General features: G+C 43.8%; 14 protein-coding genes. 5 read left to right on the top strand and 9 right to left on the bottom strand.

Annotated elements, in window-relative coordinates:
• Window positions 1–65: 65 nt before the first annotated feature.
• The 9 genes from ACJJIZ_RS09780 to ACJJIZ_RS09740 all read right to left on the bottom strand — a co-directional run bounded on the left by ACJJIZ_RS09780 (window position 66) and on the right by ACJJIZ_RS09740 (window position 9,365).
• Complete coding sequence (locus ACJJIZ_RS09780) at window positions 66–851, bottom strand: outer membrane lipoprotein-sorting protein (RefSeq protein ID WP_444916018.1); 786 nt, start codon at window positions 849–851, stop codon at window positions 66–68.
• Window positions 844–2,058 carry an ABC transporter permease gene (locus ACJJIZ_RS09775; protein WP_444916017.1) on the bottom strand — a complete coding sequence of 405 codons (1,215 nt, stop codon included), beginning with the start codon at window positions 2,056–2,058 and terminating at the stop codon, window positions 844–846. The genes ACJJIZ_RS09780 and ACJJIZ_RS09775 overlap by 8 nt, the downstream gene beginning before the upstream one ends.
• Window positions 2,046–2,729 (bottom strand): ABC transporter ATP-binding protein, encoded by a 684-nt coding sequence (locus ACJJIZ_RS09770; RefSeq protein WP_444916016.1) that lies wholly within the window; start codon window positions 2,727–2,729, stop codon window positions 2,046–2,048. The genes ACJJIZ_RS09775 and ACJJIZ_RS09770 overlap by 13 nt, the downstream gene beginning before the upstream one ends.
• A 23-nt stretch (window positions 2,730–2,752) precedes the next feature.
• A complete protein-coding gene (locus tag ACJJIZ_RS09765; protein ID WP_444916015.1) occupies window positions 2,753–3,367 on the bottom strand; it encodes a hypothetical protein in 615 nt (204 codons plus the stop codon).
• Between the two features lie 613 nt (window positions 3,368–3,980).
• Window positions 3,981–4,868 carry a hypothetical protein gene (locus ACJJIZ_RS09760; RefSeq protein WP_444916014.1) on the bottom strand — a complete coding sequence of 296 codons (888 nt, stop codon included), beginning with the start codon at window positions 4,866–4,868 and terminating at the stop codon, window positions 3,981–3,983.
• Window positions 4,869–5,645: 777 nt separating this feature from the next.
• Window positions 5,646–6,407: a LytR/AlgR family response regulator transcription factor gene (locus ACJJIZ_RS09755; protein ID WP_444896587.1), complete on the bottom strand. Its 762-nt coding sequence runs from the start codon at window positions 6,405–6,407 to the stop codon at window positions 5,646–5,648.
• Entirely contained in the window at window positions 6,395–7,207 is an 813-nt protein-coding gene (locus ACJJIZ_RS09750) for a sensor histidine kinase (RefSeq protein ID WP_444916013.1), read from the bottom strand. Before ACJJIZ_RS09750 ends, ACJJIZ_RS09755 begins: the two co-directional genes overlap by 13 nt.
• Before the next feature lie 207 nt (window positions 7,208–7,414).
• Window positions 7,415–8,584, bottom strand: coding sequence for a hypothetical protein (locus ACJJIZ_RS09745; protein WP_444916012.1), 1,170 nt, complete (start codon window positions 8,582–8,584; stop codon window positions 7,415–7,417).
• A 145-nt stretch (window positions 8,585–8,729) separates the two neighbouring features.
• On the bottom strand, window positions 8,730–9,365 hold the full coding sequence (locus ACJJIZ_RS09740) for a CHAP domain-containing protein (RefSeq protein WP_444916011.1): 636 nt from the start codon (window positions 9,363–9,365) through the stop codon (window positions 8,730–8,732).
• Between the two features lie 380 nt (window positions 9,366–9,745).
• Between ACJJIZ_RS09740 and ACJJIZ_RS09735 the strand changes: the two genes are divergently transcribed.
• The 5 genes from ACJJIZ_RS09735 (at window position 9,746) to ACJJIZ_RS09715 (ending at window position 16,956) form a co-directional block, all read left to right on the top strand.
• Complete coding sequence (locus tag ACJJIZ_RS09735; protein WP_444916010.1) at window positions 9,746–11,335, top strand: VCBS domain-containing protein; 1,590 nt, start codon at window positions 9,746–9,748, stop codon at window positions 11,333–11,335.
• A 22-nt stretch (window positions 11,336–11,357) separates the two neighbouring features.
• Entirely contained in the window at window positions 11,358–11,654 is a 297-nt protein-coding gene (locus tag ACJJIZ_RS09730; protein ID WP_444896582.1) for a hypothetical protein, read from the top strand.
• Between the two features lie 576 nt (window positions 11,655–12,230).
• Window positions 12,231–13,313, top strand: a complete 1,083-nt coding sequence (locus tag ACJJIZ_RS09725; protein WP_444916009.1) for an efflux RND transporter periplasmic adaptor subunit — start codon at window positions 12,231–12,233, stop codon at window positions 13,311–13,313.
• A complete protein-coding gene (locus tag ACJJIZ_RS09720; RefSeq protein WP_444916008.1) occupies window positions 13,310–16,411 on the top strand; it encodes an efflux RND transporter permease subunit in 3,102 nt (1,033 codons plus the stop codon). Before ACJJIZ_RS09725 ends, ACJJIZ_RS09720 begins: the two co-directional genes overlap by 4 nt.
• A gap of 212 nt (window positions 16,412–16,623) precedes the next feature.
• The gene (locus tag ACJJIZ_RS09715) at window positions 16,624–16,956 is read left to right on the top strand and encodes a hypothetical protein (protein WP_444905878.1); all 333 of its coding nucleotides are present in this window, start codon (window positions 16,624–16,626) and stop codon (window positions 16,954–16,956) included.
• Window positions 16,957–17,019 lie beyond the last annotated feature (63 nt).

Below are 17,019 nucleotides of genomic sequence, written 5' to 3'. Positions count from 1 at the left end.
TTTCCGCACCTCTGCCAGTATCGGAATTGATACTGGCAGAGGAAGTTACCCGCTCAGATCCACTCTCACAGATCCATTTTTGACTGTCGACTCAAGTATGCCGGATTGAAGAATTTTTCCGCTAACTGATGCGCAGTACTACTTTCATAGTGAACTCTGGTTTCAGTGGTAGCCTTGATGCTATCAACTAAAACCATCTCCTGCACAAATAGCTCTTCATCCTTTATCCCCGATACAAAATGCGCAACCTTAGCCAATTTTCCAGATTTCAAGTAAAGCTCCGCTTGGATTGGGAAGAGACTCTCACTATCAAGCCACAATGTTATCTTTTGATAGCTGGCTCCTTTGGTTTTTGCCTCCAGCTGAAGTTTGTGGGTCAATTTATCCTTTAGAATTTCACTTGCCTCGAATTGCCCCCGATAGTCCTGGCTCCAAGTCAAAGTGGCGATATCACCAATTGAAGCCTCCCCCAGCAATCTTTGCATAGGTGTAATGCGGATAGGGCGGCGGCTGCGGGGCATCAATAGCCAGTAGTTATCCTGCAGCATCAGCATTTTTTGCCCCTCTTCACCAACACCTTTAAATACCACCAATGATTTTCTCTCAGGGCGAGTATAAACATGGTAGCGATCTTCGCTTTCTAACTCTCCCTGTTTAAAAACCTGGATGTTGGTGACAACTTTTGAAGATGACTCTCCAAGACGATAGGAATCGGCTTTGGCCAACATGCTTTCTACCTGTACAGCGGAAAAATGACTTTCCTTCTCCTCAGTCCCAGCTGAAACAAAGGGAGAGAACATCAGCAACAAACCAATCGCCAAGCTAACTCTGCCTAATCTTAATTTATACATGGACCAATGCCTCAGTAATCGGTTTATTGACACCTTTCCGCGCCGCAAGGAAGGATGAAAAAACACATATCGCAGCTATTGCAACCGAAATCATCCAAGCCAAGTTAATAGAGAAATAAACAGTCAAAGGATATCCCGTTGTTTTTCCCGGAGGTGGCGGCATAGTAATATCAAACATCATCAACCCGGCGCTTATCAGACCAGCCAAAATAACACCTACTAAAGAACCCACTACAGCAAGTACTAAAGCCTCCAATATAAACCCTGTTATCAATTCCACTTTGGATGCACCCAATGCGGACAGGGTACCTATTTCCCGTGTTCTCTCTGTTACCGACATTGCCAGCGTATTGAAAAGCGAGACAAAGATAACCAACGCCATAATGATCCCCATCAACCCAAAAATTCGGTCATAAAGATTCTTTACTCCCTGATAGAAAAAGGCACGATCCTCCCAAGTGGTAATTTCCAGCTCTGGAACTAACTCACGCAGTTTTTCTTGCAAACTCGCTGTCTTATCAAGATTGTAGCCATAGATTGCCATGGTTGAGACCCGCTCACTATCTAACAGGAACTGCGCAGCCTGAACCGAAATATATACTTGACGCTTATCCATATCCGGAACACCCGTCCCGAAAACTCCCCTAACCTTAAAATCCATTGCATTGAGAGCCCCATGAACGGTAGAGGACATTAAAGTAATATAATCCCCAGGGCTTACATTAAGATTTCTTGCGAGATCCTTACCCAGCATAATCTCAGGATCACTGACATCTTCACGGTTTGATAAAATACTGCCCTCAGTGACATTTAGAAAAGGCCCCTTCACCCGAAATTCACTTGGCAATATCCCCTGACCTAAAAAAATAGTAGATTTATCACCATTGGAAATTAGCCCTTGCAGATAAACTCTAGGCTGCACAGCCTTCACATTTTCCCCAACCAACAAGTCCCTACGTAACTTATTGGCATTATCTAAACCCAGCTGAAGAGGAAAATCCTCATCAGAAGAGAAATATCCCGGCTGTGTTAGCACCAAATGCCCCTCACTACGCGCCGCGTTCTCTTTAAGGGATTGATACGTAAATAGGCCAAAACCTCCGGAGGTCATCAAGGCCGTCACCACAATGGAAATTATTGCAACGGCAAGAAAGCTTCTGCGGCGATTGCGCAATAAATTTAAAACCGCGACTTTTAAGCGACGCATAAAGCACTCTCCTGCAGAATTACACCATCTTTCAGCTCAACAACTCTATCACAATGACGAGTCATTCGATCATCATGACTGGCAACAATAAAAGCTGTTTTTTGCTCCATTCCTAAATTTTTCATTAACTCAATAATTTGTTGTGCGGTAACACTATCCAAGCTGGCCGTAGGTTCGTCGGCAATTACTAGTTTAGGCTGGTGCACCAGTGCTCGAGCGATTGCTACTCTCTGCTGTTGTCCACCTGAAAGTCGATCTGGCCTGTAGTTGGAAAACTGGGACAGCCCGACATGATCCAACATGCCCATTACACGCCGTCTTACTTCACCTTCTTTCATTCCATTTAAAAGAAGTGGAAAGGCTACATTCTCAAAGGCTGTCATTACCGGAACCAAGTTAAACTTTTGGAATACAAAACCCAACTGGGTACGACGGATCTTCATTGATTGCCGATGGCTTTTTCTCAGCACCTCGCCGGCAAAGCAGACTTCTCCGCTGTAATCATGATCCAGTAGCCCGCAAATATTTAACAAGGTACTTTTACCAGACCCCGATGGTCCGCACAGAGCTACCATAGTGCCTGCTCGAATATCCAGATTCACATCTTTTAGCGCCCGAAGTTGAACCTCACCGGAAATGTAAGTCTTTTCAATATGAGTGAGCTGTAACATAGATTCACTACCTGTTCGTACTATTAGTCAGAGTTTTTAACATCACCACATGGATTTGATATGCCATGACTCTCAGCCTTTGCTCCCCATAAATTCACTAACTCCTTGTCACCCTCAAGCTCTGCAGCCTGCAATGCGCCACAGTAAATCCAGTGAGTAGCGTCTGGCGGCATATATCCCATGCGTGGATCACCCATCAACTCATGATAAAGTTCAAACCCACGGTCAAAAGAATTAAAGAACTTTGGCACCTTAGTAAAAGTTGTTGCAGCAATTCCTTTGAGCAGCAAGTCTTGAGGCATCCCCTGAGAGGAACGACCAGGGTTATCCATTTCTTCAATTATGGTGAGCGCCTTATCCATACGGGCAATTCCATTCTCTGCATAACTGACCTTTCTCCAGGGCAACCAGCTTTCTTTTGCCATTAGAGTCTCACTAGCCCCCAGGTAAAAAAGTACAATAGGATCAGAAGGGTTATCTTTCTGTAATATCTTAAAAGCCTCATAGGAGTCCTCTATCGCCGCCCCACCCTGCGCTGCCGCTTTTTGGTACAAACCTTCCATTTGTGCGTCCTGGGCAGCAAGGGATGAAACGCTCACCCCAAGATTTAAAACCATTATTACAAGTAACCTTTTCATTACACTTCTCCTTGCTTCTGAATTTCTGATAGATTACCTAGCATCCAAGTATCATTCAGGACAGTGCGATGAACTGTCTTTCTGGAGGATAAGAGGCAGAAACTTATGCTGAATGGCTCTAGGGAGCCTCTGAATAACTCCGCGATACCTCTGGCATGCAGAGCGGTTCACAATCAAGGCGCGGCTTCGCAGGAATGTCTAGACCTTTCAAGAAGTCGCAACGCGGAGTGTGAATCGCTCTGCAAGCCCCGAAGGGCGGGCCTTGAAGGCCACAGCTGCTGCGTTGCAGCTCTTGCAAAGGGCTACGGCCATTCGCGGCGAGCTGCGCCTAACATCTGCAGCCTTCAAGACCCGCAGAGGCATTACGGAGTTATTCAGAGGCTCCCTAGAGGGTGGATAGGTGGAAAATTACTGCACGCGAAGAGATACTATCGTTAAAGCGTCTAAACTCAGGAGAGAGTACCAATTAGTAAAGACTGCATAATCGCCAAAACATTGAAGACTTGGTATCTAAATTGATACTAATAAGAGTGCGCGATGCACATAGAGTGGATACAGACCAAAAGAGCAGTTCCTTTGATCTGTATAAAATATCGAATGAAATTTACAAAGACTAATCCACCATTGCAATATGGGTGGTCATTTCACCGACAGACTGTCCCAAATTATTTGTAGCTATAGTACGAACAATAAAAACATCGTTTTCAACATCTAAGAGTTCTACTTTTATATCTACATCTTGCCCTGCCAGCGCTAAGTTGTCCGCACACAAATCCGCAGAGGTAACTATAAAACGAGCACTATCTTCACCTGTCAACCGCCTCAAAAATATACAACATGACTTAATAAGGCTCTGCGAGGCAATAGCAACGGGCAACGCTTTCACCCTATCAAAATGCCCCATGCACATTTCTGGAGTAACTCTACCGATACTTGCCGTCAGAGACATTAGATCAATATTATGTACATTAATATCAATACTTTTGGAGTAAGGATTAATATCGCTAATAACAGGAGTGATATCATGGATACTATCACTATATATATTATGGAAAGATCGCTCCCGTATTACATAATATTTCACGTTAAGTCGTGCCGCCACTTCACCGGCAGGGTCTAACAATTCAGCCTCAGCAACCAACTCTCTCTTATTGGTAAATACGGCTTTGGTTCGGGCCAGAAGGTGATCAGGGCGCATATCAGAAACAAAGCTATCATAAGTTTTCAAATCAGCTTTGCGCGCCAGGTAATAATGCTTGGATCTCACTGGATTGGCCAAAGCGCCAAAACAAGAGCCCAAAATTGCCAAGTGTCGACCAATCTCCGCGACATCCATTAAACTACTTTCATATGTACTTTGACATTGTACAGGCACTTTAGCAACAAGCCAGCCGTCAACGTCAAAATGTAAAGCCTCTAGTGCAAAGTAGGGAGATTTTACCTCAATTAGATCCTCAACTCCTTCTACAGAAGAAGAATCCAACTTATAACTATCCAACATAATTATTCCATTAATTATCGGAGAAAATTTACACACAGGCACTCACAGCAGAATACCTGCCATTACAAGAGGGAAAATAGATTACGCACTTTCGGAAAGAAGGCAGCATATATACCTTCCCAGCCATTTAAGAAAGTGGTCTAAAACAGAAAAACCATAAAGAAAAATCTTAGCCTATTTAACAAACCAAAAGAGCAGAAAATAGACCTCCAGATAGAATCTCAAGCACCAGGTATGAACAAACTCAAATCCACCAAAATAGTTAATCTACAATCAAAAAAACACTCCACCCCTCAAGTCGCGGGCAATTATGCCAATCAAACTCCTAAAGTAAATTACCGACAATTACAAAAACAACCCCCTCAGCTCACACAAGATTAATAGTCAAACTATATAGCAATAGCATGCAAATATATAAACAAGCGTCCAAATTCAACCCCAAAAAGCAACCATCCTAAAGTCTTAGCAATTAAAATCACACTAAGTTTCAAGCACAGCTTTAATAGCAATTCAATAAAGCCAATATCATCTTTAACGCTATACTCTCTTATCGTAACCCCGCCTTATCACCCTTCCTTTGATCAGCGGCAGTTTGTGCATTTAGATTAAAGATCTATCGATACCAAACCAACCTGAGTGTCCGGCCTTCAAAAATAAGGGGGGGGGTAAAGTTACTAAATCTTAGGTAGCAGATATGAATCTCTGACATACATATCAATTTAATTGGAGGGATTAATTTACCCCCCCTAAGTTAAGATAAATATAAATTGTTAATCGCTACATTGTTTTAAACAACGAAGCAGCCCTGCGACTCACCGTATATTGACGCCCGTCATCCATCACCACAGATACACCGCCAGTTATTCCACGGCATACTTTTTGAATGCGCTTCACACAGACAATTGTAGAACGGTGGATTTGCCAAAATAAATCTGGCTCCAACTGAGCTAACAACTCCTTTAGTGGGGTTCTAATAATATGCTCACCCTGACCAGAGTAAACCGTCGTATATTTGTCCTCTGCCACAAATGCCGAAACCTCATCGCAGGCAATCAGATGAATATCTTCTCCCTTGCTTGCCTTAATCCAACGAAGGTACTCAGGTCTGCTTAAGGAAAGCTGCCTCAGTAACGCCTCAATATCAGGTCCTGACTTTAGGTTACCCTCTTCCCGGTCTCTCAGGCGCTGCCGAATACGATCACAAGCTTTTTCCAATCGCTTGTCATCAATAGGTTTTAGCAGATAGTCGGCTGCCTCATGCTCAAAAGCACTTACAGCATACTCATCATAGGCCGTGATAAAAACAACAATAGGATTTGTTTGTAATTTGCCAAGAGCCTCAGCAACAGCCAAACCATCCATTCCAGGCATACGAATATCGAGAAAAACCACATCAGGCTCCTCTCGCTGGCACAGAGCTAACGCTTCGTTACCATCACAGGCTTTACCAATAACCTCAAGCTCAGGAAAAATATCGGCAAGCATTTGGTCGAGATGGTGACGCAATAAAGGCTCATCATCTGCAATTATGGCACGCATGGAAACTCCAAACGGGCAGTTACTCCGCCCTGATTATTACTTTGAATCAGTAGCTTACCACGCTCTTGGTAAAGGGTAGAAAGTCGCTCCCTAATATTGCTTAGCGCAATCCCATTGTGTTTGCTGGAGCTAAGTTTATTAGCTCCAGCAGTGAGTCCCACACCATTATCTTCCACCTCAATAACCCATTGGCCTTCCTTCTGTTTCACCCGCAACCGGACCAGTCCACCTTTGGCTGCAGGCTCAATGCCATGAAAAATTGCATTTTCGACTAAGGGTTGTACAAGTAACGGGGGAACAAATGTCTCTAAACTCACATCCCCTGATAAATCAACTTCATACTCTAACCTTTCCCCCAGGCGTATCTTTTGAATCTCTAAATAGCATTTCAAACTGCTAAGCTCAACCTTTAAAGATACCTGATCGGAACGGGATTTTTTCAAGCTAATTCGCAAGAGATCACTAAAGTTATCCAGTAGGTCTTCTGCCTTTTGAGGGTCGTGACGAATTAGCATTTTTAGATTGGCCAGAGTATTGAAAAGAAAATGAGGCTCTATCTGGCTTTGCAGCACTTTTAGCTGGCTTTGAGCAAGAGTCTTTTGTTGTTCAAGCTTTAACAATTCAGCTTCCTGACGTTCCCTCTCAAGCTGGTGAGATTGCTCCCGGTTAAGATGAACTTGATAGAGAAAAATGGAAAGAAGAATGGCAATAATTAAAAAATCAAGTGCCCGAAACTCCCCAAAACCCGATATCCACCACCAAGCATGTAGAGTCCCCAGTACAGTTGCCGCTAAACTCACTACCGCATACTTTACTTTTGAGGGCCAGGTGGGCTTGAAAAACTCGACTACCTGCCTCGTGGATGTCGCTATAAATCCATACGCCAGAGAAATTACGCCGTGAACTGCATAGCTCCCCCCCCAGATAGCCTGGGTAATTACCGCCACCACCACACAAATTATCAATGTACGTAAGCACTCTCTTAACAGATTCACCCTTAACTCCACTCAAAAAACAATAGTCGTACTCAAGGTAAATACAGCCTGGTTTTGAAGCTGCGCAAAAGCAGACTCATCAGGACCAGCAAAATATCTTACGGATGTTCCAAGTATCCAATCGTCCGCCATCTCCCTCTCACCCCCGATAGTTAAAATAAGGCCACCATCTTCAGGCGTGTATATTAAATCTACTTTTGGATGGTACTCATTATTGGTAAGCGTCCAATGTAAAAGTAAATTGTGCCTCAGGGTATTATCACTTAAAAAGGCCATTGCTGAGGATTGGCGGAGGCCATCCCACTGCACTCCCTGATTTTGGTACCACAGGCTGTTATCAAACACCTGCTCCCATTCGCTTTTCCCCCAGGCCCGACTATCAAACCAGTACTCTAAAATAACCGAATGCCCAATGCTGTTTGCCCATGTCATCCCTATAAGAGCTTGCCAGCCATCATCCATCTGCTCCTGTTTTGGCATAGCCATCAAAGCTGGGGCTCGCCAGCGCCAGTATTCTTGCTGGTAGCGCCATTCTGTATGGATCTCCCATTGCTCTCCATAAGTATTAACCCAGCTTCCCCCTAAGTTCATACCTCGCTGATCATCCATGTAACCCAGTAACTGCCACTCTGCACTAGTTCCAAGCTGATACCAGCGCATGGCAAATCCCTTTGGGTGGTCACCCCCAGAGGCCTGGCTGATACCGGCATCCACCAGCATTACACTTAGCTCTCCATTCTCAGTGAAACGACTGGCAGACACCACCCCAACTCCTTCGCTCACTTGAAGTGATACCGGATTCCGCTCTATGGGTAGAAACCAATCCAGCGGACGATGACCATAACCAACACCAAAGTCCAGGCGGCGTTTGCCCAGCAACCAATCCCAGTCCTGCCAGCTCCCCTGCCAGAAAAGCTCCTCAACTACCAACTCTAAGTCTTCACTGCCACCGCGCTCTGCCTGGTGGAATGCAGAGATCTGCCCTTCCCAAGCTTCATACTGTAGTGCCCCCTGTAGTAAAGCTTGCCGAGACACACTTGATTGCGCCTCAAAAAGTGAGCTATCAGAAGCGCGATCATAAGCGGCTGTCATCGCCAGCTCCCACTGTGATTCAAGGGCATCCGCCTGGCTAGTAGCACTACCAATCAGTAGAGGTAGCGCCCAAAGAGAATATAGCTTCATAGTTGCCTCCATTCGTGGGAAGCACACTACCAACCTTCCAGGCCCATACCATCGGATAAGACCAACGGTACTGGAATCAGATAAATGGCTTTTGACCGAGATTAATGGAGGGGGTTATCCATTAAATAACCCTCTGAAAAGTTGATCACTCTTTGCGCAACCATCCGAGAATACGGTTATTCTCTACATACCATTGCCCTGAGGGCATGAAAATAAGTGGGTAACGCTCTCGGGAGGGAGAAAATGGACCCGCGTTCTGCTGAATAATCTCCAGGGTAGCATTCTCTATATCTACCATAGAAACGATAGCTACATGGCCATAAGGGTTAAAAAGGGAGGAGCTATAAACAACGATATCGCCAATATTCGGAGGGGTATTACCTTGGTTGTGAAACTGCAGTAATCCTCTTTTGGTATTCACACTCCCGTGCTGGACTGTCAGGTCAAAAAAATCTCTAGCATGTCCAAATGTATCCGGCATTCGATGCCCAAATCGCTCGTAATAATAGCGCTTAACAAACTCAACACACTGGTACCTCAGGCCAAGATTATAACCGTCTTCCGAGGTGTTGCGCTCTTCAACATTATTAACTCCTCCATTGTAATAAACTTCTACCCCATGAAGTGAGTCTATAATCTCTCCGACAGAATAAGCTGTATTAAGGTTTAGGCGAGTAGCCAGTTGATATATCACGGCGATCAAAAGTCCTATACCGGCCACAACAACAATTAACCTACCCTTCCTTCCACCTTCTTTGATTGTTTCAACGAAAGACAACATCCATATTTCCCTCTAATCAACCCCAACTAAAAACACCCCAATTTCAGACTCCCACCTGTGCAAAAAAGCAAATGGGGTTAAGTGCACTCTACGTTCAAATATAGGTCTCATTCCTTTATCCTACTCATTACACCTAGTTAACTTTTTGAACCCTGTCATCAATTGCTCAAACGGGGTTCACACTACTTACAGGCGCTAATAGCAATTGATCCAACACCGTCACAACCTGCCAAAAAAGCGATAGCTATTTTGCCTTAGGTGACCCAGAATCCAAATATAGTTATTTAACTAATAATCAGCAGGAACCGGGCCACTGAGCAGCTGTCCATCAATTACAAATCGCCTTGCTCAATTAGATTAAGAAATACGTCGAGTTTGTCATGCCTGATACCCTAAAATTCCTTACAGCATTCAGTTTATCGGTTCTCCTTACAGCTTGTGGAGGAGGATCCGGCAGTAGTAATTCCAACGATGAGACTACTGAAACCGAAACAAGTACCGACGGCGGAGACAACAGTGGTTCTGATGATTCCGATAACGGGGACGACGACAGTGATGAAGAAACGGGGGGCTACACTTTTAACCCCAGTAGTCCCCTGGCATCACTTATCGTAGGGACACAAGAGTATGCCAGTGGCACTCTCAGCCTCGAAGATACCGATAGTAATAGCCCCACTTTTCAAGCCAGCAGTGTGGCCGGAAGCTATGGAGATTTTACTCTCTATGAAAGTGGAAACTGGGAATATCAATTAAACACCAGTTCCCAGAGTTTGAATGATGGTGAGTCCGTGGAGGACACTATCTCTTTCCAGCTCACCGATGGCAGCACCCTCTCCGTGGTGTTCTCTATTCAAACCATCGAAGCCACAGAAAGCAGCATTGTCTTTATCTTTATGAACTTCTCAGATGCCGCCGTAGAAGATGATCTAAGCATTACCCAAATTGCAAATATGGCTTTCAATGACACAGATTCTCTTGATAATGCCTACCATGAAAACTCCCTGGGACAACTAAAGTTCAGCCGCCATCTAAGCAATGACACTTCACTAGATCAATACTGCTACGGTGAAGACAATGATGAGAGCACTTCTATAGACTGCTTTACCTACAGCATTGCCGACAGCCAGAATGGTGGTGTACTGAGCATCGAAGATGCGGAATCTCGCTCGGGCAGTGAATATAACGATAGCGGCTATACATGGAGAGATAGGGCAACCAGCTGGATCGAAAGCAATTACCTAGACTCCAACAACCAGCCCGTAGAGCTCAACGATTGGCGTCATCGGGTCTACATTTTCCCGGAAGCTGCGGCCAGTGCGGGACTGGTTGGCACGGGAGTCGCCTCTGTCGGAGGCCGCTGGAGCATGATAATTGCAGATAGTGATCAACTGATTATGGGCCATGAAATTGGGCACAATATTGGCCTGAGCCACGCCGGCAATGACGATAATAATGATGGGGATACCAACGATAGCGGTGAGAGTGAATATGGTAGTGACGGCTCCCTAATGGGCAATGCTTGGCAATCACGACTCTTTGGAAGCGGCCATCGTGACTATATGGGCTGGTATGACTCATTCCCCGGATACACTGAAACTATTGAGGCAGTCGCAGGCAGCACCACTAATATTGAGTTTCAAGCCATAGAACTTACTGCTGGTGAGCTTAGTAGCGATCTACCTCAACTCTTAAAGGCCGAAAGTATTGGTAGCAGGAATGGAGAAAACTACTATTACATCGAATACCACGTCGAGCACGACACCCTCAACCCCCGTCCACACCACGAAAATGCGGTAACGGTTCACTATCTTAGCGGCACCAGTAATAACAATGTTACCGCCAACCAGGTAGCCACACTGTCAACTACCGGGGACAGCTTTACTGACTCATCTGCTGGGATCACTATTGAATTCCTAACCACTGACAACAGCAACAACTCTGCAACTGTTTCTGTAACTTACGATGAATAATTTAATGGGGAGTAAGACCGCAATGAAAAATCTACCCTTAGCCCTACTTCTCGCCCTTTCCTCTTCAGCGATTGCCGAAGAGACTGTAACTGGCGTGTTAGAGGAAGAGATCTCCGAGAACTTTCAAACAGGAGAAGTGGATCACCGCTTCTCCGTAAAAGACGAAACTACCGGTGACTACTACTTTATCGACGCCAAAGAGGCAAAGCAGAAAGGTATGCAATCTGGTGAGCGAGTACGTATTCATGGAGAGCGAGAAAACAAGCGGCGTTTTCGTATACGTGAATCTCAACGTCTGGAGTTAAGACGAGAGGAATAACGCCCTTTCTAACTATAATTTTAACTCCTACCACACAAATTCCGCATAGATCAATTCGGGTGTACAGAACATTATCAGTGCACCCGATTAACACAACACCAATTAGCCTAACACCTGGCCACCTCAGACCTAGATACATTTTACTGGCCACATTATTAAAGTTAATTATTTAAGTCTTATAATATCGGCACATCTTTACCATTTAGGTAAGTTACAAACAGACCTATTCAACTTACGCCGATAGAAAACCCGAGCAGGCAAGCCACTCTAATATTCACAATACCACTCCCGCCGCCATTTCCAGCTGGGCATATAAGCGCTGCAATATATGTAGTAGAAACTAGCCTTTGGCGCCAAAAGCATCCATTGTAAAAGTTAACATTTTACAAAATTCTAAACATGAACAACTCACCCCTTGTAGATTTCATCTTACCGCACCGAGATTGCAGCAGATAGCTCATCCAAATACCTTTTAGCCAAATATAATACTAAAGGCACTTCAGTCTCTTTAATTTTAAATACTAATTACCGCGCTTAAGCAATTAACTCAGAAATAAAACCGACCAGAGCCTCAGGATGAGAAACAGTAAAATTAAAAAGCTCTTTATGGGTAGCATCCCACCTATTCTGTTAATTATTGGCTCCAATAGCCTTGCCAACGATAGCCGCACAGTACTAGTAGAAGCAGCGCAACCCTGGGAGCAAGCTATTAGAACAAAGTTATTTTGCTCTGTATCATCCCCTGCCCTACATCAAATATCTAGTCACTCAGATGCTGAACTTATAGAAATAAAGCCTGTTGGCTCCATTATCAAAGCTGGTGAACTAGTAGCAGCCCAGGATGACTTTTATCTCACCCAGCAAATGAAGATCATTCGCACCGATATTGAATTAACACAAAGCCAGCTTAACTATGCAGAAGAAGAACTAGGTAGACTGGAGAAACTTCGCTCCGCCGACATGGTTTCTCAGTCTCATTTAAATAACCTTAAGCTCAATGTGGACACCTATCAATTAACCAAGCAAAGACTCGTACAACAACTAAATACAGCTGAATATCGTTCTAAACGACTACTGCACTACGCAAAAACCGATAGTCAAGTTTTAAGCATAGAAGCTAATCCTGGAGAAAACCTCAACCCAGGACAAAGAATTATGCAGTTACTCCCACTAACTGAAAATCAAATTGAATGTAGTCTCCCTGAAGAACACATAAATAAAGAAAGTCTGCTAAGCAATAGCACCTTCAAAATTAAGGAGCAAGATATTGAGCTCAGAAATATCAGCCATATAGTAAACCCAGAAACACAGAACTTTAATCTCTACTTTAAAGTAAACAGACAAAAATTCAAATCCTTACTGGTTGGGCAGCGATTTGAAATAACTATGTTTACCCCTTTCGCGGGTCATAGCGAGCAAGAATACATTACTAGAATTCCTAGTGACGCCGTAATTCTTGAGAATGGGCGACAATATAAGGTTTGGACTCTAGACAACGACCAAAGAGCAGTTAGTACCAGGGTGCAAATAATAGATACTCTCGATAATTACTTTGTTGTACGTTCAAGTATTGCTCCTGGCGATCTTTTGATTGTACTGGGTTACGAAGGATTACAGCTCAATGAAGCCGTTACTCCTACAAAGAGGGAAAACACATGAAGTCCCTGGAGAAATACAGCTCAATTATCATCTGTTGTACCTTTACCCTAATAATAGCCGGGGTTATAGCCGGGATAAATTTACCAAACGCCCTACTCCCATCCATTAATCGTCCACAAATTGCACTCGCAACCTCCTGGCCAGGAAAGACCGCAGAAGAAATAGAACAAATACTAATTGCTCCACTAGAACAGGAACTCTCTAGCCTAAGCCACCTCAAAGAATTGCAAACCAATGTTAATAGTAGCTGGGCTTGGACCATAATTGACTTCCATTCGGAGGCAAATATGGAGCAAATGTATATTGAGGTACTGTCCAAAATCAACCAAGTACCCAATTGGCCAACACAAGTTCGCACACCGGATGTATTCAATTTTGCAAATGGCGCAGGGGCTACGCTTGGATCCTTTTTCCTATATTCTGAGAAACCGGCTAGCGAACTTCAATTAATCGACGCGTTTATAAATTATGTTAAGCCAGCCTTTAGTAAAGTTCCTGGTGTACAGTCCATTGAAGAAGCCGGCACACCCACTGCCCAACGGGTCGATATTGAGTTCGATCCAGAAAAGATGACTCGGTACTCTTTAGCCATTAGTGAGATAACCGAAAATCTAAACAATTTAACGGATCGTTCGGGAGGAAATCTAAAAATTGGATCAAAAGATTATGCCCTTCATTTTAAGGGGCAGATCCCACTAGAGGAACTTTCAACGCTGCCTATCGCAACACGAGAAAGCCAAATCATTCAACTCTCGGATATTGCTTCGGTAAAAGAGCGTGTAGCTTCAGATTGGTTATATTTTGCCCTTGAAGGCAATAGATCTCTATACTTCTACCTACGCCCTGCCGAAAATGTCAATGTTCTAGAAACCATCGCCCAGCTCAAATCAACAATAGAAGAACTAAATGACGGAGAGTTAAATCGACTGGGGATGAAGCTCGCCATAAGCCGGGATGACTCCACGGGTATTCGGAATTCCCTCAGCCTGGTATACGGAAGCCTCCTGCTGGGATCACTACTCGCCTGCCTGGTTATTTATTGGTTTTTACGTAACCCCAGAACTCTAACCCTAATATTTCTAAGTATCCCCATTTGTATCTCTTTGGTAGTTCTGGGAATGTATCTTGGAAATAGAAGTATGAACGTAGTTTCACTTGCAGGGATTGCACTTTCTATCGGGTTAATGGTCGATGCAGCAATTATTGTCGTAGAAAATATTCAAAGACTGCGCAAGCAGGGTATAAATATTCAGGAAAGTATCACGCGGGGAACCAAAGAAGTTTCGGGCCCATTAGTTTCATCTACAATATCCAGTGTTATCGTATTCCTGCCCATTATTGCCATGCAGTCAGCAACAGGGCAGCTTTTTCAGGACCTGGCCTTCACAATTTCAAGCGCATTATTAGCATCACTATTGTTTGCTCTACTAATACTACCCTCATTGGCCAGACACTTACTTGGAAAAGCAGCAATTGCTGAGGAGGGATCCAGCAGTATCAAAATCAATAAAGTGCTTGAATGGTGGGTGAAGCTTTCTATCCGTTCTGCAAACAACCCTAAGCTAGCTTCCACTGTGATTTTGTTAGGATTACCTGTCGCACTCATTGCTACTTCCTTTTCTAGCCCTGACATTGATGTCCTCCCAGACCCCAAACAAAATATGGTCTCTGTTTATATCAACTTTGAAAGTCCTTTATCCACAGAGACCATAAGAAATGAAATTGGGGAACGGGTCGTAAATAGAATCACAGCCAATAGAGAAGAAATAGAGAACCAAGTTTCAACCTATGGAATAATTTGCAACCCAAATAATTGCAATCTCTATCTATACACAAAAGGGGACTGGGATTTTGAAGAACTAAAGAGTTGGCTAAATGAAAAAGCTCTCTTTGGACTAATCGGGACTCGAATACATTTCAGACAAGGTGGTTTACTAAGGTTTGCCCTACCCAACAACCGTATTAGCCAGTTAGATATCAAAGGGGCAGAGCTATCTCGACTACAGATGGCCGGGAGTGAGCTGATGAGCCATTTACGCTTAGAGTTTCCAGAAGCACAAATTCAAGAGGGTAGCGCACTTCAAAATAGAGCGATTCGTATTGAATTTCAACCCAAGCTAGTACAATTAGCTCGTTTAGGTATTACGATATCGGAATTAAATCATCATCTGATGGCTTTAACCGACGGAATATATATTGGGCACTTCTATACGGGAACCAACACTCTTCCTTTTTACCTTAAAGCAAGAGAACCACAAAATCTTGAGACGCTCCTAAATACAGAGATACTGATTGACAGTCACGGCTTTATACCTCTACGTGAATTGACCGATGCCAAAATCACTCAAGCGCCAGCTAGTATACTTCGTGTCGGCCAGGAAGTGAGTGCATCAATAAGCTTAACTCCTCCCGAAGGCGTTGCTATGAAGTCTTTTGTCGAGGATGTTGATCAATCTGTGAAAGAGTTTTTATCAGCAAGTTCCTACAATGATCTTCATACACAGTTTAGAGGTAGCGCCAATGAACTCAACCTGTTCCTCAGTGAGTTTCTAAAGATTTTTGCAGCCGCTATTGCAGTATTGGCCTTATTATTGTATTTCGCCCAAAGGTCCGCAAAGTTAGCAGCAGCAGTACTCTGTGCTGTACCCTTATCATTCGCTGGCGGAATGATAAGCTTACAAGTTTTAAATCTATTTACTCCCCAAAGCCTGGATGTAATAACCATGATCGGCTTTGTAATCTTAATGGGACTGGTAGTTAATAATGCGATACTACTAGTCAACCAATTTCATAAGTCATTGCAAAACGGAGCCAATCAATTAGAGGCGATATATATGGCTGCCAGCTTGCGTGTCCGCCCCATTATGCTTACAACAATTACCTGTATCTTTGGCAATATCCCTTTAGTGCTTAACCCCGGAAGTAGCGCAGCTATCTATCGCGGTCTAGCTGCGGTTATTACCGGCGGAATGGTGTTTAGCGCCTTATTTGTCTTGGCATTTATGTCTGCTTTACTATCACAGAAGCTGTTTAGCTCTCATACGTCTGACACTACCCAAAAGAGTGAGTTGAAACTGCCGGAAGCCTCTACTGCGTGATATCTCTCATTTGACCTCAATTTATTCACGCCCAAACTGGAAGCATTATTTTTGTGCCAGAATGGGCGTTAATACCTACTCCGAAAAGTACTTTGCGACGCAGTGCGCCACTTATTCAAGTGACTTTATTTGCTATAGTTTTATAGGATGTAGTTAACCAACATGGAGAGCAAAGGTTTAATTACCACTTATAAATTGGTAAGGAATCAAGGATGAAGTCTCTAATATATTTACTTTTGAGTATCCCATTTACACTGCCACTTATCAGCGATGCCGCTTGGACAGAGAAGGCGCAAATTTACTACTTAAAAGTACACTCGAATGGTGTAGATGTCAGACTTAGAGGATTTGTCAATCCAGAGACAGAGGTGAGCTGCGTGAGCAAGAACACCTTTTTTCTTATCAATGACGACTCTGCCATATACAACACCAAAGTATCTTTTCTGCTTTCCGCATATATGTCCCAGAAAACTGTAAAGTTCAGTTACTACGGATGTGAAGATGACAGGATTCGCTTAGGCTCAATCCGGTTTCATGATGAGTAGCCAAATCTCATATGATTGACTGGCCCTTTATAATTTGGGCCAGTCAATTCTTATCAATATCAA

Source organism: Microbulbifer maximicatervae (SeqCode), from assembly GCF_052467225.1.
Note: the sequence above shows the minus strand (reverse complement) of the source record. Positions and strands in the feature narration are given on the sequence as shown.